We start from the raw sequence: 18,089 nt of genomic DNA, 5'->3' as shown, positions 1-18,089 counted from the left end.
CCGCTCCTACAGGTTTTGTATGCACCGGTAGGGCTTGCCCCGCAACTCATCCCGTCAGTTGTTCAGCACAACCCGCCCAGCCGCTTCGGCCTTGCGCTTGCGCGCCACCAGCAGCCCCGCCGCCACAACTGCAATCGACAGCAACCCGGTCGCCACGATCTCGATGCGATGGTCCGGACGGATCAGCATCACCGTCAGAATGCCCACGATGAACACGATGGTTGCCCAGGTCAGGCCCGGGAACAGCCACATCTTGAAGGCAATCTTCTCGCCACGGGCCATACGCTGACGGCGCATGCGCAGTTGCGAAACGGCAATCACCAGGTACACCAGCAAGGCGATGGCACCGGAGCTGGCCAACAGGAACTCGAACACCTGGGCCGGGGCCAGGTAGTTGGCGATCACGGTAAGGAACGCCGCCGCCGTCGACAGCACCACCGCGCAGTACGGCGTGCCGGTTGAGGTGGTGCGCTGGGCAACGGCCGGTGCATCACCACGCTTGCTCAGGGAAAAGAGCATGCGCGAGGAGGTGTACAGCGCCGAGTTCAGGCAACTGGTCACGGCAATCAGCACGACGATGTCGACGATCAACTTGGCATTGGGGATGCCCATCAGGTTCAGCACAGTCTGATAGGAGCCCACTTCGGCCAGGTCACTGTGGTTCCACGGCACCAGGGCCACGACCACGAAGATCGACACGAGGTAGAACAGGAAGATCCGCCAGATCACCGAGTTGGTGGCCTTGGTGATCTGCTTGCCCGGATCTTTCGACTCGGCGGCAGCAATGGTGACGATCTCGGTGCCCATGAACGAGAACATAGTGGTCAACATGGCTGCCAGCACCGCACCCATACCGTTGGGCATGAAGCCCTGGGTGTCGAACAGATGGCTGACGCCGCTGACCTGGCTGTTGGGCAGCAGGCCGAAGATTGCCGCAGCACCAAGGATAATGAAGGCGACGATCGCGACCACCTTGAGCAACGCGAACCAGAACTCGAACTCGCCGTAGTTCTTCACGCTGAACAGGTTGGTCGCGGTCAGCAGCAAGGTGATGACCAGGGTGAACACCCAGATCCCGACATCAGGGAACCAGGCATGCAAGATGGTGGCGGCGGCATTGGCCTCCAGCGGGATCACCAACACCCAGAACCACCAGTACAGCCAGCCGATGGTAAAGCCGGCCCAGTGGCCGATGGCCTTGTCGGCGTAAGTGGAGAAGGAGCCGGTATCCGGCGAGGCGATAGCCATTTCCGCCAACATGCGCATCACCAGCACCACCAGGGTACCGGCAGCGGCATAGGCCAGCAGCACGGCTGGGCCGGCCTCGGCAATGGCGTGGCCGGAGCCGACGAACAAACCGGCGCCGATAACGCCAGCAATGGACAGCATGGTGACATGCCGTTGTTTGAGCCCCTGAGCGAGGTCATTGGAAGTGTGCGTACCGCTCATTAAAACTACCTTTGCAAGGATTGGCTTTTCGGTCCTGCGACGTCGGGTGCGCCCTTGAATGCAGCGGCGCAACATCCTGTTACCGATCAGGAACGCAAATAGTGCGCCAGCTCCCCGACCGTTCGTTCGAAATCCCCTACGGCCTTGTGCAACAAGGTTTACAGGCCTTTCCGCCAGACACTGGCCGAATGCCCACTAAAAAAGGCCCCTCCCCCCTTAATTACTGAAATACTCACTTACAAATAGACGGTCGCACCAAAATCCATCACCGGTAACACCTCACGCACATCCTTGGAGCAAAAAGGTACAACCCACAAGGCGCAACCAATCGCCGCAATCCATGCCCGAAGCTGTACGGAAGGTCAGAAACGGCTTCCCAGCACTGGCCAAAAATGGCACCATCGCGCCTTTTTTCATCAAGGCTCCGGCCCTGGAAACGAGGGCAGGCGGACATCCGCGCGACAGTCAGCTGCAGCGATGCGACACCCGCCCTCCCGGTAACCCGTTGCCCCTCCCGTCGTTGTTGGCTGTCATTCAGCCGCTATGCTAGCTTGGCGCTCGCCAAGAAGGCCGCCAACAGCAGGAGCGCACCAGAACACATGAGGACCGCACATGGCTGAGGCCACGCCCGCGCTGGAAATCCGCAACCTGCACAAACGCTACGGCGACCAGGAGATTCTCAAGGGCATCTCGCTGACCGCACGCGATGGCGACGTGATCTCGATCCTGGGATCCTCCGGCTCCGGCAAGTCCACTCTGCTGCGCTGCATCAACCTGCTGGAAAACCCGCACCAGGGCCAGATCCTGGTGGCTGGCGAAGAGCTGCGGCTCAAGTCGGCAAAAAACGGCGAACTGGTGGCAGCCGACAACAAGCAGATCAATCGCCTGCGCAGCGAGATCGGCTTCGTGTTCCAGAATTTCAATCTGTGGCCGCACATGAGCATCCTCGACAACATCATCGAGGCCCCTCGCCGCGTGCTCGGCCAGAGCAAGGCCGAGGCCATCGAACATGCCGAGGCGCTGCTCAACAAGGTCGGCATCCACAACAAGCGCCACAGCTACCCGGCCGAATTGTCCGGTGGCCAGCAGCAGCGCGCAGCCATTGCCCGCACCCTGGCCATGAAGCCCAAGGTCATCCTGTTTGACGAGCCGACCTCGGCCCTGGATCCGGAAATGGTCCAGGAAGTGCTTAACGTTATCCGCGCCCTGGCCGAAGAAGGCCGTACCATGCTACTGGTTACGCACGAAATGGGCTTCGCCCGCCAGGTGTCCAGCGAAGTCGTCTTCCTGCATCAAGGGCTGGTCGAAGAGCAGGGAACGCCGCAGCAGGTTTTTGAAAACCCGAACTCGGCGCGTTGTAAACAATTCATGTCCAGCAACCGCTAACGGAGCAACACGCATGCAGACCTATAAGAAATTCCTCCTGGCCGCTGCCGCCACGCTGGTGTTCTCGGCCAATGCAATGGCTGCCGAGAAACTGAAGATGGGCATCGAGGCGGCCTACCCGCCATTCAACAGCAAGGACGCCAGTGGCCAGGTAGTGGGCTTTGACAAAGACATCGGCGACGCCCTGTGCGCCAAGATGAAAGTCGAATGCGAAGTGGTTACCTCCGACTGGGACGGCATCATTCCGTCGCTGCTGGCCAAGAAATACGACTTCATCGTCTCGTCGCTGTCGATCACCGACGAGCGCAAGCAGGCCGTTGACTTCACCGACCGCTACTACTCCAACAAGCTGCAGTTCATCGCGCCGAAAAACAGCGACTTCAAGGTCGAAAAAACCGACATGGCCTCGCTCAAGACCGCACTCAAGGGCAAGACCATCGGCACCCAGCGCGCCACCCTGTCCGGCACCTGGCTCGAAGACAACTTCAGCGACGACGTCAAATCCATCAAGCTCTACGACACTCAGGAAAACGCCTACCTTGACCTGACCTCCGGCCGCGTCGACGCACTGCTGGCCGACAAGTTCGTCAACTACGACTGGCTCAAGTCCGAAGCGGGCAAGAACTACGAGTTCAAAGGCGAGCCTGTGGTCGAGAGTGACGAAATCGGTATCGCCGTACGCAAAGGCGATCCACTGCGCGAGAAGCTGAACGCTGCCCTGAAAGAAATCGTTGCTGACGGCACCTACAAGAAGATCAACGACAAGTACTTCCCTTTCAGCATCTATTGATTCGCCCCGACCGGCACCGCCTGCATGGGCGGTGCCCGTCCCTTGAACACACCTGCCCATGAATATTGATCTATACGGATTCGGTCCGGCTCTTGCGGCCGGGACGCTGATGACCGTCAAACTGGCGTTGTCGGCCCTCTGCGTAGGGCTGGTGCTGGGGCTGCTCGGCGCCCTGGCCAAGACCTCGCCCTTCAAACCCCTGCAATGGATTGGTGGCACCTACTCCACCCTGGTACGCGGCGTACCGGAATTGCTCTGGGTACTGTTTATCTACTTCAGCTTTGCCACGCTGATGGACAAGCCCTTCGTTGCCGGCGTGATCGCCCTGGGCCTGTGCTTCGGTGCCTATGCCACGGAAGTGTTCCGCGGCGCGATCCTGGCCATCCCCAAGGGCCACCGCGAAGCGGGCCTGGCCCTGGGCCTGTCCAAGGGCCGCATCTTCTCCAGGCTGATCCTGCCGCAAATGTGGCGCATGGCCCTGCCCGGCCTTGGCAACCTGTTCATGATCCTGATGAAAGACACCGCCCTGGTGTCGGTGATCGGCCTCGAAGAAATCATGCGCCAGGCCCAGAACGGCGTGACCAACACTAAGCTGCCATTCACCTTCTACATGGCTGCTGCCTGCATTTACCTGTGCCTGACCATCGTCGCCATGATCGTCATGCACTTTCTGGAAAAACGCGCCGCTCGCGGCTTCGCGAGGGCCAACCAATGAACTGGGAAGTCATCATCAAGTGGCTGCCAAAGCTGGTCCAGGGCGCCACGCTGACCCTCGAACTGCTGGCCATTGCCGTGATTGTCGGCCTGATCCTGGCCATTCCGCTGGGTATCGCCCGCTCGTCGCGGCACTGGTATGTGCGCGCCCTGCCCTTTGGCTACATCTTTTTCTTCCGCGGCACCCCGCTGCTGGTGCAGCTGTTTCTGGTGTACTACGGTCTGGCGCAGTTCGATGCGGTGAAAAACAGTGCGCTGTGGCCTTACCTGCGCGATCCGTTCTGGTGCACGGTGCTGACCATGACCCTGCACACCGCGGCCTACATCGCCGAAATCCTTCGTGGCGCCTTGCAGGCCATCCCCCGTGGCGAGATTGAAGCGGCACGGGCACTGGGCATGTCGCGGGCCAAGGCGATGATCTTCATCATGCTGCCGCGCGCCGCGCGCATCGGCCTGCCGGCCTACAGCAACGAAGTCATCCTGATGCTCAAGGCCAGCGCCCTGGCCAGTACCGTGACCCTGCTGGACATCATCGGCATGGCCCGGACCATCATTGCGCGCACCTACATGCCGGTAGAGATCTTCTTCGCCGCTGGTGTGATGTACCTGGTGATCTCCTTCGTGCTGGTGCAAGCGTTCAAGCAATTGGAACGCTGGCTGCGCGTAGACGCCTGCCAAGGCCGTTGAACCTGTATAACGGGGCTGATCACAGCCCCGTTTTCGTATCAGACCATGACCACTGCCCTCCCCCTCGCCAATGACCAACTGCCCAGCCGCTTCCAGGCACTGGACAGCTTTTTGCGCGAGCACCAGCACTTGTGGCGACCACGCCCCTTCACCCAGCTGCAACTGCCCTGGGAGGCCGAGCACCCGACGCTGGCGGCCTGGCTGCGGCAGCGCTCGCTGGACGAGGCAGAAACCGCGCACAACCATCCCGAGCGACTGGACGCGCCGGCACCTTTTCCACAGCTGGCAAGCATGGCCGCCCAATTGGCCGAGGTCGGCGAGTTATCCACAATCGCCCTGCCAGCGGCGAGCCATCGCTTGAACGTGGATGTGCCGGGGCGCAAATGGCAGCAGATCGAAGCCTTCGCCAGCCACCTGGGCTTTACCCAGGCGCCACGACACTGGCTGGACTGGTGCTCAGGCAAAGGCCACCTGGGCCGGCGCTTGCTGCAGGCCGAGCAGCAGCAACTGACCTGCCTTGAATACGACCCGGCGCTGGTCGACGCTGGCCGGCAACTGAGCCAGCACCACGGCGTGAATGCCCAGCACCTATTGCAGGACGTACTGGCCGAAGACGCCGACCAGCGCCTGGGCAGCGCCCACACCGCCGTCGCCCTGCATGCCTGTGGCGACCTGCACGTACGCCTGATGCAATTGGCCAGCCGCCAGGGCTGCCGTCAGCTGGCTATTGCGCCCTGCTGCTACAACCGCATCCAGGCGGCGCAGTACCAGCCGCTCTCGGCCGCTGCGATCACCTCCGGCCTGCATCTGTCGATCGATGACCTGGGCCTGCCCCTGAGCGAAACCGTCACCGCCGGCGCACGGGTACGCCGCCAGCGCGATGAGTCGATGGCCAGACGCCTGGGGTTCGATTTACTGCAGCGAGCGCTGCGAGGCATGGATGAGTACCTGCCGACACCCTCGTTGCCGGTCAGCTGGCTGCAAAAGCCCTATGCCGACTACTGCCGGGAACTGGCGGCGCTCAAAGGCCTGTCGATAGACCACACCCCTGACTGGGACGCACAGCAGGCTGCTGGCTGGCAGCGCTTGGCCGAGGTTCGCAACCTGGAGTTGCTGCGCAACCTGTTCCGCCGCCCGCTGGAGTTGTGGCTGGTGCTCGACCGTGCGCTGTACCTGCAGGAGCAGGGCTACCACGTACAGCTGGGAGTGTTCTGTGAGCAGCCCCTCACACCGCGCAACTTGATGCTCCTGGCGGAACGCCAGTAACCCTGCCCCGAAGGTGCGCAGCCTGTGGATAAGTCTGTGTGCAACCTTTTGAAAAAACCCTCAAAAACCTTGGATCCAAGCGCTTTCGACCGTTGGTCGTTTTTTGCTCAGCGGCTTATCGCCAGCAAAAACAGCCATTTGCGCAAAGACCAACGGCAAGCGTTGGTCCGATGGAAGCGACACCGATATGGCACGCGGCTTGTGCATAAGCATTTTAACCAAACGCTCTAAGCAGCAAAATCAGGCCAGTTTCAGCAAGCTCATACCGACCAGCAACAGTGCCAGGCCCAACCAGCCGCGCCCGGCCAGGCGCTGACCAAACAGCGCCCACCCCATGGCTACGGTGGCAAGGATGCCGAAGCCACCCCAAATGGCATAAGCCAGCGACAGTTCAATATCGCGAACAGCCTGGGCCAAAGCAGTAAAGGCCGCCAGCACGCACAGAATCGAGAAGATACCGTAGCCGCGCTTGCGGAAGCCGTCGGAATACTTGAGCAGCAGGTTGGCAAAAACTTCCAGCACGATCGCCAGGCCCAGCCAGGCGAAGGGAACCCAATTCATGGTCAGCATGGCAGGGCCTCCATCTCGCGCTTGGCAGGCGCGGCGCGGGTACCAGCCTTGATCAGCAGAATACCGGCGATCATCACACCCAGGCCGGCGGCCTTGAGCAGGCCGATGCTCTCACCGAGCCAGGTCACACTGATCAGTGTGATCAGCACGATACCGATGCCTTCCCACAGTGCGTAGGCAACGCCCACCGGCACACGTTTAACGGCCAGGGCGAGGAAGAAGTACGACAGACCGATCATGGCGTACATCAACCCATGACCCAGAATGGCAGAATGAGTGGCGGCGAATTTCATCGACGCGGTGCCGATCACCTCAGCGATGATGGCGATAAACAAATAGATCCAGGAACGCATGATGCCCTCCCACGGGCGACAACACACCGCGCGCACAAACAGCGACGGCTACAGACAAAAAAGAGAAAAAGCTGATTGTCGGGGGAGGCGCTACAGACCGCCGGTCCAGTGATTTTCACGGGTGGCCAGACGAGGGATGAGGAGCAGAAACGCTTTAGTGTTCAACATAATGCACAACAAATTAGCTCAAGGCATTGCTTAAGTCAAATCGATAGAGAATCACTAATTAAAAATCGCGTGGTTTATGACCTATTCAGGGAAAAGCCCTTAAAGCCTGCTGAAAGTTTCGTAAATTATATTCCCCACCCAAGACCACAACCGTCACGTAGCGGCTGCCGCCAGGCTGCGATTCTGCGTGGCAGCCCCGAAACAGCCCATCAGCAAACGGAATTCAAGTGAAAGCCCTCTACCCCTTCACCCTGCTCGCCGCCCTGACCACCCTCCCCGGCTGCAGCACTCCAAGCGCCCCCACTGCCTCTGCCTGGGACACGCCACTACCCCCCCTGTCCGCCCAGCCCACCACCCACTGCAACAAGCGCGGCTGCCACGAACACAAACCGATGATTTTCGACCCGACCCAAAACGAACCCGACGCCACGACATTGCACCGCGGCTGGTAAGAAAATCCCCCGCGACACACCCAGAAACCGGGCATCGCAACGAATCTTGCAGAAGTAGTTTACAGACGCAAACTGATCGCTATAATGGCGACCCTGTGCCGGTATAGCTCAGATGGTAGAGCAACTGACTTGTAATCAGTAGGTCCCGGGTTCGATTCCTGGTGCCGGCACCATACGCAGTAAAAAAGAGGCTCACCGAAAGGTGGGCCTTTTTTGTTTCCGTCTAGAAAACCGCGCTTCTCCGTAGCATTCGACATTACTGGCGGTGGGCTGACCGCAACCTTCGGCCGAAAAGGTGTAACCGCTCGGTCGCCTTACGATGCAGCACCAACGCCATCCAACCTTGTAATCCAAATCCCCATCCGTTATAGCTAAAAAGGCATCCATAACCAAAAGAGGCAGAATCAGCCCGCCATGAACGAGACCACACGTATCTTTCGCCCCCAAGGCCCGTTTGCCGCGCTGTTCGGCAATACCTACGGGCCTACCGCGGTCGCCACGCTTTCGCTGACCAGCTCTCCCCTCTCGACACTGTTCCATGCGCTGTCGATTCCACCCCGCGACGTCTTGCTCGCGCACAAACGCAAACGCCCTGTTCCTCCGCCTGCCAGCTGACGCCTGAATTTTCGCTTTCCATTGCCCTCGGCTTTTTGCCGCTCAGGGCTGGAGACGCTTTGCATTTTTTTCAGTGTTTTCTGTCAGGAAGTCTTATGAGTATTCGTGTTGCCATTATCGGCGCGGGCCCGTCTGGCCTGGCGCAGCTGCGTGCCTTTCAATCCGCTCATGCCAAGGGGGCGGCCATGCCGGAGGTGGTCTGTTTCGAGAAGCAGGCCGACTGGGGCGGGATGTGGAACTACACCTGGCGCACCGGGCTGGATGAGCATGGCGAGCCGGTACACGGAAGTATGTACCGCTACTTGTGGTCGAACGGGCCGAAGGAGTGCCTGGAGTTCGCCGACTACAGCTTTGACGAGCACTTCGGGCGGCCGATTTCGTCCTACCCCCCGCGTGAGGTGTTGTGGGACTACATTCAGGGCCGGGTGAAGAAGGCCGGTGTGCGCGATTACATTCGCTTCAATACGGCGGTCAAGGCGGTGCGTTTCGATGAGGCCAGCCGCACCTTTACGGTCACCGCCTACGACTATGCACAAGGCCAGGGCATCGAGCAGGTGTTCGATTACGTGGTGGTGGCCAGCGGGCATTTTTCCACCCCGCATGTGCCGGACTTCGCCGGCTTCGAGCGCTTCTCCGGGCGCATTCTGCATGCCCACGATTTTCGCGATGCGCTGGAGTTCAAGGGCAAGGACGTGCTGATTGTCGGCAGCAGTTACTCAGCCGAAGACATCGGCTCACAGTGTTTCAAGTACGGCGCGCGCTCCATCACCACGGCCTATCGCACCCAGCCCATGGGCTACAAGTGGCCCAAGGGTTGGGAAGAGCGCCCGCAGTTGCAGCGGGTGGAAGGTGAGCTGGCGTTCTTTGCCGACGGGTCGAGCAAGCGGGTGGAGGCGATCATTCTGTGCACCGGCTATCAGCACCACTTCCCGTTCCTGCCCGATGAGCTGACGCTCAATACCGGCAACCGCCTGTGGCCGCTGGGGTTGTACCAGGGCGTGGTGTGGGAGCAGAACCCACAGTTGATCTACCTCGGCATGCAAGACCTCTGGTACAGCTTCAACATGTTCGACGCCCAGGCATGGTTCGCCCGGGACTACATGCTGGGCCTCAAGAAGCTGCCATCGATGGCCGAGATGCAGGCCGACAGCGCCCGTTGGCGCGCCGAAGAAGAGGCGCTGCAAACCACCGCGCAGATGTACGAGTTTCAGGGCCGCTACATCAAGCACCTGATCGAGCAAACCGACTACCCGAGCTTCGATATCGACGCGGTGAACCGGATCTTCCTCAAATGGAAGTCGGACAAGAAGCAGGACATCATGGGCTATCGCGACAAGTCCTACCGTTCAGTGATCACCGGCACCGCTGCCGTGCCGCACCACACCCGCTGGATGCAGGCAGTGGATGATTCGCTGGTCGAGTACCTGCGCGAAACCTCAGCCAAGGGCGATGTAAAAACCCTGCGCCGGCACTAGGCCACAGCCGCGTGCCTATGCTGGGCAGGCGGCGCTACCTCGATGCCTTGCAGCCAGTCGCAATAGCGGGCCACACCCTGCTCGACCGTGAGCAGCGGCTGCGTGAAGCCTGCCTCGCGCAAGCGGCTCAGGTCGGCGCAGGTGTAGCACTGGTACTTGCCGCGCAGGTGGTCGGGAAAGTCGCTGTATTCAAGGATGCCCTCGAGCAAGGCCATCTCCCGTGACAACGGGGGCTGGTCTTGCTGCTCGCGCAGGCGGTTGATCACAGCCATGGCTACTTCGTTGAACGGCTGGGCGCGGCCACTGCCGACGTTGAACAGGCCGCTGAGCCGAGAGTGGTCGAGAAAGTGCAGGTTGACCTTGACCACATCCTCTACCGACACGAAATCGCGCAGGTGGCCGCCGCTGGGGTAGTCGCCATAGCTACCGAACAGGCTGACCTTGCCGTGGGCCTGGTACTGGTTGAAGCAGTGCAGGGCCACCGAGGCCATGGTGCCCTTGTGCTGTTCGTGGGGGCCGTAGACGTTGAAGTAGCGCAGGCCGACGATCTGGCTGCGCGCTGCAGGCAACAGCCTGCGCACGTGTTGATCGAAGAGGAATTTGGAGTAGCCGTAGACGTTCAACGGCCGCTCGCACTCGCGCTGTTCGCGAAAGTCGCGCCCGGCGCCATACACCGCTGCCGACGAGGCATACAGCATGGGCACTTGCAGGGCCTGGGCAGCATCGAGCAGGTTGCGACTGAAACGGTAGTTGTTGTCCATCATGAAGCGCCCGTCGCCTTCGACGGTACTGGAGCAGGCGCCCTGGTGCAGCACCGCGCGGACCTTGCCGAACTGGCCGCGGGCAAAGCGCTCGAGAAAGTCGTCCTTGTCGAGGTAGTCGGCAATCTCGCAGTCGGCGAGGTTGCGGAATTTGTCGCCATCGGTCAGGTCGTCGACGGCAATGATCTCGGTTTCATTGCGTCGGTTGAGGGCCTGGACGAGGTTGCTACCGATGAAACCGGCGGCGCCGGTCACGATGATGGTCATGCCTTGTCCCCCTTTGAGGGTGCAGAGCATTCAGTGTAAAGCTGACCATTTGAACAAAAATTAACCAGGATCAATAAAACGGCGATACCTCGCGGGTGCGTGCGCGCCAGCGGCCGACCAGGCGACCGGCGCTCACCAGCCAGTTGAGCAAGGCGATGCCCAGCAGGCACAGCATCATGGCCTCGGTACCACCGCTGACGATCAAGTTGCCCGCCAGCCACGGGAAGCCGAACACGCCGAGAAAATAGGCCAGGCTGAACAGCAGCAAGGCTTGCGGGGTGTGCCCGGCCGGCGCCTGGTTGGCCGCCAGGCCGTTGATCACCGAGTAGTTCAGGCCATAGCCGACACCCAGCAAGGCAGCGGCCAACAGGTAACCAAGATTGTTCTGCACCCACCAGCCCAATGCCAGCACGGCCAGCACGGTGAAGGCCGAGAGTAGGCAGGAGGCGCGGTAGGCGTCACGCTTGACCACCCACCCGGCCACCAGCAACCGGCAACCAATGGCCGCACTCATGAAACCGACGAAGAACAGCGAATAGTCCAGGCCACGGGCTGCAGCGTAAGAGGTTTGAAAACTACCCAGGCCGCCGAAGATCGCACCACCCAGGCCGACCATCAGAATCGGCCAGCGCGCCGCCGAGCCCAGCACCTGGGCACTGGCCCGGCGGCTGATGCCGACGGGGCTGGCAGCTTGCCGGGGCTGTCGGGCCAGGTGGTTGAAGATCATCAGGCCAAGCACTGCCGCCGTCGCCGCGGTGAAGAACGCCGTTTGCACTGGCAGGTGAAAGAAGCTTGCGAGCTTGCCCGCAAGAGGTCCGGAGCCAATGCCGCTCATCATGCTGCCCGAGAGCAAGGCAAAGCAGTGTGTGCGGCGCTCAGGCTCGACCCGTTCGGCGACCAGGATCGGCCCAAGGGTGTAGAACGCACCCCAGCCCAGGCCCAGGGCAAGGCCGCAGAACATCAGGCCGATGCCGATGCCAGGCATCAGGGCAAAACCCAGGCAGGCGGCCACCAGGCACAGCGCCGACAGTGCAATGGCCCGCGCCGAGCCCAGGCGATCAGCCAGGTGTCCGCTGCCGAGTACCGCCACCACCGTACTGAGCATCGCCAGGGAAATTATCCGCCCCGCGTCCTGCTCGTTGCCGCCGCGGGTGCTGACCAGCAACGACAACAAAAAGGTCGAGCCGTACGACAGCGACAGCAAGTAGCTGGCCAGGCAAAGCAGGCCAAAGCCCTTGTTGGCAGGTGCGGTACGGGAAGCGGCGGTCACAGATTCTCACTCGCAAAAAAACGGTACGAGCCTTGTAGCACGGCGGCTGCGAGCGGCAGTTATGCAAGTGCCGGAGTTGGGTTCAGTCATTGGCAAACTATCGCGCCAACGGCGGGGTCAAGCACACCGGGAATAAAAGTCTTTTACCGAAACCACGGGTTTTCTGCGCAGGGGCTTGCCTTATCCTAGGTAGGATCTCTCACATCAGCGGAAGATCCATGAAAGCTTCGCTTCCCAGCCGTTTTGCCTGTCTGGCCGGCTGTTTGCTCTTCACCTGTATCAGCCTGCCCTTCCTTGCAACCCAGTCCTGGCTCTGGCCCTTTACCGCACTCTGCGCAGTGCTCAGCCTGGTCGGGCTGAACGACCTGCGACAACGTCATCACGCGGTGCGACGCAATTACCCGATCCTGGGCAACATCCGTTACCTGATCGAAACCATCCGCCCGGAAATCCGCCAGTACCTGCTCGAAGGCGATGACGACAAGCTGCCCTTCTCCCGCGCCCAGCGTTCGCTGGTGTACGCCCGGGCCAAGAATGAAAGCGCCGAGAAGGCCTTCGGCACACTCAATGATGTATACCGCCCGGGCTTTGAGTTCATCAGCCATTCGATGCTGCCCAGCGACACGCCGGACCCGGCCTCGTTTCGCATCGCCATCGGTGGGCCGCAGTGCCGCCAGCCTTACTCGGCTTCGATCTTCAATATCTCCGCCATGAGCTTTGGTGCGCTCAGTGCCAATGCCATTGCCGCCTTGAACCAGGGCGCCAGGCGCGGGCGTTTTGCCCATGACACCGGCGAAGGCAGTATCAGCCCCTACCACCGCGAACACGGTGGCGACCTGATCTGGGAAATCGGCAGCGGCTATTTTGGTTGCCGCAGCGAAGAGGGACGTTTCGACCCCGAACGCTTTGCCGCCCAGGCCAGCGATCCGCAGGTGAAGATGATCGAGATCAAGCTCAGCCAGGGCGCCAAGCCTGGTCATGGCGGGATCTTGCCGGGGCACAAGGTCAGCGCCGAAATCGCCGCCACGCGCGGGGTGACGGTAGGTGAGGACTGCATCTCGCCCGCCGCCCACAGCGCCTTTCGCACGCCGCTGGAGCTACTGCAGTTCATTGCGCGGCTGCGTGAGCTGTCGGGCGGCAAGCCGGTGGGTTTCAAATTCTGCCTGGGCCATCCCTGGGAGTTCATGGGCATCGCCAAGGCCATGCTGAGCAGCGCAATCGTGCCGGACTTTATCGTGGTCGATGGCAAGGAAGGAGGAACCGGCGCTGCGCCACGGGAGTTCAGCGACAACATCGGGGTGCCGATGCGCGAAGGGCTGATGTTCGTACACAACACCTTGGTCGGCCTGAACCTGCGCGACAAGGTGCGCATCGGTGCCGGCGGCAAGATTGTCAGTGCGTTCGATATCGCCAGCGTGCTGGCCATTGGTGCCGACTGGGTGAACTCCGCGCGCGGCTTCATGTTCGCCATTGGTTGCATCCAGTCGCAAAGCTGCCACACCAACCAGTGCCCCACCGGGGTTGCAACCCAGGATCCATTGCGCCAACGCGCGCTGGTGGTGCCCGACAAGGCCGACCGAGTCTACAGCTTTCACCGCAACACCCTGCACGCCCTGGCCGAGATGCTGGCGGCTGCGGGGCTCGATCACCCTTCACAACTGAAGCCCAAGCACCTGGTTCGGCGCATCAGTGCCAGCGAGATTCGACTGTTTTCGCAGCTGCACGTGTTCCTCAAGCCTGGCGAGTTGCTCAGCGGCGAGATCAACAGCGAGTTCTATGCGCGGATGTGGCGAATGGCCCGCAGTGACAGCTTTGAGCCGGAGATGGGTGAGACCGTGAAGGTTCCAGTGCGCAGAAAAGAAACAACCCCGGCATAAACCGGGGTTGTTCGATCGGGGGGGGCAAGCCCCTCCCACCGAGTAAGGTGGGAGCAGGCTTGCCCCGCGAAATCCAATCAGAAAATGCTGATCGGGTATTCGACGAATACGCGGACTTCGTTGCCGTCGTCGTTGTAGCCGTTCTGACGAACGCTGTCAGAGGTACGCAGGAACGAGCTACGCAGTTTGACGGACAGGTCCTTGGCAGGGCCTTCCTGAACGACGTATTTGACCTGGTTGAAGATTTCGCGCTCTTTACCTTCGCCGAAGCCGTGGGTGTTGATGTTGTCACCACGCACGTAGGCCACTTTGTAGGTCAGGCCCGGTGCGCCGAAGGCACCGAAGTCCAGGCCGTAGCCGATCTGCCAGGAACGCTCGTCTTCAGCGTTGAAGTCAGACCAGTACGAGTTGGCCAGGTAGATGGTCGAGCCACCGTCACCCACGCCACCACGGTTCTGGTACCAGCCGTACTGGTAGCCGGTATCGCCAGTGCTGCGCTGGTGAGCAATGGTCACCGAGTGCGGACCGAAGGCGTAAGTGGCTGCCAGGCTCCAGATGGTGTTGGAGTCGCCAGTCAGGCCAGCTTCCTTGACGTACTTGTTGTTGATGTCCGACTTGTAGCCGTTGAAGTCCAGGGTCAGGGACTGGTCATCGGCGATTGGGTGAACGTAGTTCACGCCCAGGTAGTACTTCTGCAGCACGTCTTCGACGTCGGAACCGTACACCGCAGCCGACAGGTTCTCGGTGAACTTGTAGCTACCGCCAAGCACGTTGATCGACTTCAGGCCACCGCTGTCACGGCCTTCAGCACTCTTGCGCGCTTCCTGGGTGAAACGGCCAGCGTTCAGTTCCAGGCCCTTGATCTCTTTGGAGGTGATCATGGTGCCGGTGAAGCTTTCTGGCAGCAGACGGGCATCGTCGTACTGCAGTACTGGCAGCGAAGGCATCTGGTCGCCGTACTTCAGCACGGTGTTGGAAACGCGCAGTTTTACTGCAGCGCCGCCACGGGCCAGGTTGTGCGGGGAGTTGGCCTGAGCACCATCGCTAGGCTTGAAGAAGTCGACACCGGCGCCGCCGTTGTGACCCTTGCCGCCGTCCAGACGCACGGCGTACAGACCGAACGCATCGACACCCACACCAACGGTGCCCTGGGTGAAGCCGGAGGAGAAGTTGGCGATGACGCCCTGGCCCCATTCGATCTGGTCGTCGGTGCCGTGTTTCTTGTCACGGTTGATGTAAGCGTTGCGCAGCAGGACGTTCATGCTGCTGTCTTCTACGAAGCCCTTGGCGGCGGCCTGGTCATTGGCCATAGCCTGGGTCGCGGTCAAGAGGCTGAGCGCGATCAGACTGATCCTGGTTTTGAACATTTTATTTTCCTTATTACTTAGTCAAAGACGCTCTGCGGCCGACGCCAAAAACCACGCCCCCTGCGTGGGTTGACGCTCGCGGGTCAGAAAATAAAAAGCCCGCGTGCGAGTGATCGCAGCGGGCCTTTTATTCTGGACTCTTGGCCGGTGGGCCTACAGGCGTTGACCGAATCCTATCCGTGGTTTCATCAATGTGTCAAAAATTCGTGAAAAGTCGTTCACATTAGCCACTGATAGCAACACCAGACGACGGATCTGCACGGTTGTTTCAGCCTTGTAACACCGAAATTACTGAGCAACATCCTGAAACAAATGTCCGCAACAAAACATTAGAAACAATTAACGCTAGCAAATAGCACGCATTATCATTCGCGCCAAATTTTAGCACCCCTCCTTTCGTCTACCTCTACCCCTGCGGATGTCTTTAATGCCTGCCCCTTGCCGCCTGTCACCCTTGAGCCTGGGTGTCTCCCTGTTCCTCAGTTCCAGTATGGCCCTCGCTGCCAGCATGACGTTGCCAGAGCTGTCGGTTACCGCCCAAAGCGAACGCGATGAGGACGATCCACGGGTCAAGGAAGTGACCACCGCAACCCGTACCGCCACCCCGGCCCGCTACGTGCCCCAGGCCATCGACTCGGTGAAGACCAGCAACGTGCTGGACTACGGCACCGATGACCTGGGCCAGGCCTTGAGCGGCATTCCCAACGTGAGCACTGGCGCCGACACCCGCTTCGACAGCGTGCGCATCCGTGGTTTCGATGCCAGTAACGACTTCTATCTGGACGGCATCCGCGATGACAGCCAGTACGTGCGCGACCTGCACAACATCGAGCGAATCGAGGTGCTCAAAGGTCCCGCCGCCGTGCTGTACGGCCGTGGCAGCCAGGGCGGTATCGTCAACCGCGTGAGTAAAACGCCGGAAGCCGGTCGACGCTCGAGCATCGAAGCCCAGGGCGGCAGCGAAGACCTGCGCAGTCTGTATGCCGACCTCAGTGCCGACCCCACCGACACCATCAGCCTGCGCCTGAACATGGGCAACCAGGATAGCAACAGCTTTCGCGACGGCATCGACGGCAACCGCCAGTTGTTCGCCCCGTCCATGAGCTGGCAGCTTACCCCGGACCTGAACTGGCTGGTGCAGTACGAGTACAGCCGCTACAACCGCACCCCCGACCGTGGCATTCCGAGCGCCAACGGTCGCCCGGCCGATGTCGGCCGCGACACCACCTACGGCGACACCCAGCGCGACTACATCGACGACAAGGCCCAGTCCCTGCGTTCGCGCCTGAACTACCAGCTCAGCGATACCTGGCAGGTGCGCCATACCCTGGGCCTGTTCAAGCTCAACAGCGACTTCGACAACACCTACCAGACCGGCTACAACGCCACCACCGGCCAGGTCACCCGCCAGCGCTGGCAGCAGGACCTGAATACCCGCAACCTGTTCAACAACGTCGAACTGGAAGGCAACGTCGACACCTACGGCCTGCAGCACACCCTGTTGACCGGCATCGAAATCGGCAACCAGCGCCGCGACCCGCTGCTCTATACCGCTGCTACCACGGGCCCCGGCGCGAGCCCGGTGCCGAGCGTCGACCTGTACAACCCCAACCGTAACCTGCAGCACAACGGCACCATGATTGCGTCGAGCAACAACCACACCGTGGTCGACAGCCGAGGGCTGTATGTTCAGGACCAGATCCGCCTGAGCGAGCAATGGCAGGTACTGGCCGGTGTGCGCTTCGACCAGTTCGAGGTGGAGACCACCAACAAGCTGCGCGGAATTTCCGAAAACCAGGACAGCGACAGCACCAGCCCGCGCCTGGGCGTGGTGTATTCGCCGTGGAAGGAGCACGCCTTCTACGCCTCCTGGAGCAAGACCTTCTCGCCTGTGGGGGGCGGTTTGATCGGCATCACCCCAGGGGCTGCCGGCAACGCCAACGAGACCAGCCCGGAAGAGACCCGGCAAAAGGAAATCGGGGTCAAGAGCGACTGGCTGGATGAACGCCTGAGCACCACCCTGGCCGTCTACGAGCTGGAGCTCTACAACCGCCGCACCAGCGACCCGAACAACCCGGGCATCACCCTGCTGACCGGCCTGCAACGCTCGCGCGGTGTGGAGTTGACCGCTACAGGCAATATCGTTGGCAACTGGTATGTGCGCGGCGGTATCGGTTTGCAGGACGCCACCATTGTCGAAGACAACAATGGCCAGCAAGGCAATCGAGTGAGCAACGTCGCCAAGCGCAACGGCAGCCTGTTCCTGACCTGGAAACCGGAAACGGGCTGGTATGGCGAGACCGGGATGACCCTGGTGGGTGAACGCTATGCCGACAACCAGAACACAGCAGTGTTGCCGGGTTATGGTCGATGGGATGCCTTGGCCGGTTTCCGTACCCAGGACTGGGACCTGCGTGCGGCGTTGAACAACATCACCGACAAGACCTACTACAGCTCGGCAACCAGTGCTGCGCAGATCCAGTTCGGTGATCCGCGTAGCCTGGTGGTTACCGGGACCTATAGCTTCTGACCCGGTAGGAACAACGGTCTTGTACAGACTTTGTGGGAGCGGGCTTGCCCCGCGATGAGGCCAGTGAATGCGCCATGAATCGCGGGGCAAGC

Annotated in this window: 16 protein-coding genes and 1 tRNA gene; 11 read left to right on the top strand and 6 right to left on the bottom strand. The window is 60.9% G+C overall.

Annotated elements, in window-relative coordinates; translation table 11 throughout:
• Nucleotides 1-54: 54 nt before the first annotated feature.
• A complete protein-coding gene (gabP, locus tag ABVN19_RS24495) occupies nucleotides 55-1,449 on the bottom strand; it encodes a GABA permease (protein WP_028942270.1) in 1,395 nt (464 codons plus the stop codon).
• A 612-nt stretch (nucleotides 1,450-2,061) separates the two neighbouring features.
• On the opposite strand from gabP, the gene ABVN19_RS24490 reads away from it, so the two are divergent.
• The 5 genes from ABVN19_RS24490 to ABVN19_RS24470 are packed head-to-tail and all read left to right on the top strand — an operon-like array spanning nucleotide 2,062 to nucleotide 6,292.
• Nucleotides 2,062-2,835 (top strand): ABC transporter ATP-binding protein, encoded by a 774-nt coding sequence (locus tag ABVN19_RS24490; RefSeq protein ID WP_028942271.1) that lies wholly within the window; start codon nucleotides 2,062-2,064, stop codon nucleotides 2,833-2,835.
• A 13-nt stretch (nucleotides 2,836-2,848) separates the two neighbouring features.
• Nucleotides 2,849-3,625 (top strand): ABC transporter substrate-binding protein, encoded by a 777-nt coding sequence (locus ABVN19_RS24485; protein WP_028942272.1) that lies wholly within the window; start codon nucleotides 2,849-2,851, stop codon nucleotides 3,623-3,625.
• Between the two features lie 58 nt (nucleotides 3,626-3,683).
• Nucleotides 3,684-4,340, top strand: coding sequence for an ABC transporter permease (locus ABVN19_RS24480; protein WP_028942273.1), 657 nt, complete (start codon nucleotides 3,684-3,686; stop codon nucleotides 4,338-4,340).
• Nucleotides 4,337-5,026, top strand: coding sequence for an ABC transporter permease (locus tag ABVN19_RS24475; RefSeq protein ID WP_028942274.1), 690 nt, complete (start codon nucleotides 4,337-4,339; stop codon nucleotides 5,024-5,026). Before ABVN19_RS24480 ends, ABVN19_RS24475 begins: the two co-directional genes overlap by 4 nt.
• A 45-nt stretch (nucleotides 5,027-5,071) precedes the next feature.
• Nucleotides 5,072-6,292, top strand: a complete 1,221-nt coding sequence (locus tag ABVN19_RS24470) for a methyltransferase (protein ID WP_028942275.1) — start codon at nucleotides 5,072-5,074, stop codon at nucleotides 6,290-6,292.
• A 240-nt stretch (nucleotides 6,293-6,532) separates the two neighbouring features.
• Here ABVN19_RS24470 and mdtI read toward each other — a convergent pair whose 3' ends face one another.
• Nucleotides 6,533-6,862, bottom strand: coding sequence for a multidrug/spermidine efflux SMR transporter subunit MdtI (gene mdtI, locus ABVN19_RS24465; RefSeq protein WP_105641428.1), 330 nt, complete (start codon nucleotides 6,860-6,862; stop codon nucleotides 6,533-6,535).
• On the bottom strand, nucleotides 6,856-7,215 hold the full coding sequence (locus ABVN19_RS24460; protein ID WP_028942277.1) for a multidrug/spermidine efflux SMR transporter subunit MdtJ: 360 nt from the start codon (nucleotides 7,213-7,215) through the stop codon (nucleotides 6,856-6,858). Before ABVN19_RS24460 ends, mdtI begins: the two co-directional genes overlap by 7 nt.
• A 395-nt stretch (nucleotides 7,216-7,610) precedes the next feature.
• Here ABVN19_RS24460 and ABVN19_RS24455 point away from each other — a divergent pair, with 395 nt between their 5' ends.
• The 4 genes from ABVN19_RS24455 to ABVN19_RS24440 all read left to right on the top strand — a co-directional run bounded on the left by ABVN19_RS24455 (nucleotide 7,611) and on the right by ABVN19_RS24440 (nucleotide 9,925).
• On the top strand, nucleotides 7,611-7,835 hold the full coding sequence (locus ABVN19_RS24455) for a hypothetical protein (protein WP_028942278.1): 225 nt from the start codon (nucleotides 7,611-7,613) through the stop codon (nucleotides 7,833-7,835).
• A 97-nt stretch (nucleotides 7,836-7,932) separates the two neighbouring features.
• Nucleotides 7,933-8,008, top strand: a tRNA-Thr gene (locus ABVN19_RS24450).
• Between the two features lie 241 nt (nucleotides 8,009-8,249).
• The gene (locus tag ABVN19_RS24445; protein WP_028942279.1) at nucleotides 8,250-8,450 is read left to right on the top strand and encodes a hypothetical protein; all 201 of its coding nucleotides are present in this window, start codon (nucleotides 8,250-8,252) and stop codon (nucleotides 8,448-8,450) included.
• Nucleotides 8,451-8,545: 95 nt separating this feature from the next.
• The gene (locus tag ABVN19_RS24440; protein ID WP_105641427.1) at nucleotides 8,546-9,925 is read left to right on the top strand and encodes an NAD(P)/FAD-dependent oxidoreductase; all 1,380 of its coding nucleotides are present in this window, start codon (nucleotides 8,546-8,548) and stop codon (nucleotides 9,923-9,925) included.
• Here the strand turns inward: ABVN19_RS24440 and rfaD are convergent.
• Both rfaD and ABVN19_RS24430 read right to left on the bottom strand, forming a co-directional pair.
• The gene (rfaD, locus tag ABVN19_RS24435; RefSeq protein WP_105641426.1) at nucleotides 9,922-10,953 is read right to left on the bottom strand and encodes an ADP-glyceromanno-heptose 6-epimerase; all 1,032 of its coding nucleotides are present in this window, start codon (nucleotides 10,951-10,953) and stop codon (nucleotides 9,922-9,924) included. The genes ABVN19_RS24440 and rfaD overlap by 4 nt on opposite strands.
• A gap of 70 nt (nucleotides 10,954-11,023) precedes the next feature.
• Nucleotides 11,024-12,223, bottom strand: a complete 1,200-nt coding sequence (locus ABVN19_RS24430; protein WP_028942282.1) for an MFS transporter — start codon at nucleotides 12,221-12,223, stop codon at nucleotides 11,024-11,026.
• 218 nt (nucleotides 12,224-12,441) lie between these two features.
• On the opposite strand from ABVN19_RS24430, the gene ABVN19_RS24425 reads away from it, so the two are divergent.
• On the top strand, nucleotides 12,442-14,100 hold the full coding sequence (locus ABVN19_RS24425) for an FMN-binding glutamate synthase family protein (RefSeq protein WP_105641425.1): 1,659 nt from the start codon (nucleotides 12,442-12,444) through the stop codon (nucleotides 14,098-14,100).
• 77 nt (nucleotides 14,101-14,177) lie between these two features.
• On the opposite strand, the gene ABVN19_RS24420 is transcribed toward ABVN19_RS24425, so the two are convergent.
• Nucleotides 14,178-15,467, bottom strand: a complete 1,290-nt coding sequence (locus ABVN19_RS24420) for an OprD family porin (RefSeq protein ID WP_028942284.1) — start codon at nucleotides 15,465-15,467, stop codon at nucleotides 14,178-14,180.
• Nucleotides 15,468-15,894: 427 nt separating this feature from the next.
• On the opposite strand from ABVN19_RS24420, the gene ABVN19_RS24415 reads away from it, so the two are divergent.
• Nucleotides 15,895-17,997 carry a TonB-dependent siderophore receptor gene (locus ABVN19_RS24415; protein ID WP_105641424.1) on the top strand — a complete coding sequence of 701 codons (2,103 nt, stop codon included), beginning with the start codon at nucleotides 15,895-15,897 and terminating at the stop codon, nucleotides 17,995-17,997.
• Nucleotides 17,998-18,089 lie beyond the last annotated feature (92 nt).

Origin of the sequence: Pseudomonas vranovensis (genome assembly GCF_040438935.1) — a bacterium.
GTDB lineage: Bacteria > Pseudomonadota > Gammaproteobacteria > Pseudomonadales > Pseudomonadaceae > Aquipseudomonas > Aquipseudomonas vranovensis.
Note: the sequence above shows the minus strand (reverse complement) of the source record. Positions and strands in the feature narration are given on the sequence as shown.

What these genes read in the sequence shown, in the direction of transcription:
- gabP (WP_028942270.1), bottom strand. Translation starts at nt 1,449, where the DNA reads ATGAGCGGTACGCACACTTCCAATGACCTCGCTCAGGGGCTCAAACAA.
- ABVN19_RS24490 (WP_028942271.1), top strand. Translation starts at nt 2,062, where the DNA reads ATGGCTGAGGCCACGCCCGCGCTGGAAATCCGCAACCTGCACAAACGC.
- ABVN19_RS24485 (WP_028942272.1), top strand. Translation starts at nt 2,849, where the DNA reads ATGCAGACCTATAAGAAATTCCTCCTGGCCGCTGCCGCCACGCTGGTG.
- ABVN19_RS24480 (WP_028942273.1), top strand. Translation starts at nt 3,684, where the DNA reads ATGAATATTGATCTATACGGATTCGGTCCGGCTCTTGCGGCCGGGACG.
- ABVN19_RS24475 (WP_028942274.1), top strand. Translation starts at nt 4,337, where the DNA reads ATGAACTGGGAAGTCATCATCAAGTGGCTGCCAAAGCTGGTCCAGGGC.
- ABVN19_RS24470 (WP_028942275.1), top strand. Translation starts at nt 5,072, where the DNA reads ATGACCACTGCCCTCCCCCTCGCCAATGACCAACTGCCCAGCCGCTTC.
- mdtI (WP_105641428.1), bottom strand. Translation starts at nt 6,862, where the DNA reads ATGCTGACCATGAATTGGGTTCCCTTCGCCTGGCTGGGCCTGGCGATC.
- ABVN19_RS24460 (WP_028942277.1), bottom strand. Translation starts at nt 7,215, where the DNA reads ATGCGTTCCTGGATCTATTTGTTTATCGCCATCATCGCTGAGGTGATC.
- ABVN19_RS24445 (WP_028942279.1), top strand. Translation starts at nt 8,250, where the DNA reads ATGAACGAGACCACACGTATCTTTCGCCCCCAAGGCCCGTTTGCCGCG.
- ABVN19_RS24440 (WP_105641427.1), top strand. Translation starts at nt 8,546, where the DNA reads ATGAGTATTCGTGTTGCCATTATCGGCGCGGGCCCGTCTGGCCTGGCG.
- rfaD (WP_105641426.1), bottom strand. Translation starts at nt 10,953, where the DNA reads ATGACCATCATCGTGACCGGCGCCGCCGGTTTCATCGGTAGCAACCTC.
- ABVN19_RS24425 (WP_105641425.1), top strand. Translation starts at nt 12,442, where the DNA reads ATGAAAGCTTCGCTTCCCAGCCGTTTTGCCTGTCTGGCCGGCTGTTTG.
- ABVN19_RS24420 (WP_028942284.1), bottom strand. Translation starts at nt 15,467, where the DNA reads ATGTTCAAAACCAGGATCAGTCTGATCGCGCTCAGCCTCTTGACCGCG.
- ABVN19_RS24415 (WP_105641424.1), top strand. Translation starts at nt 15,895, where the DNA reads ATGCCTGCCCCTTGCCGCCTGTCACCCTTGAGCCTGGGTGTCTCCCTG.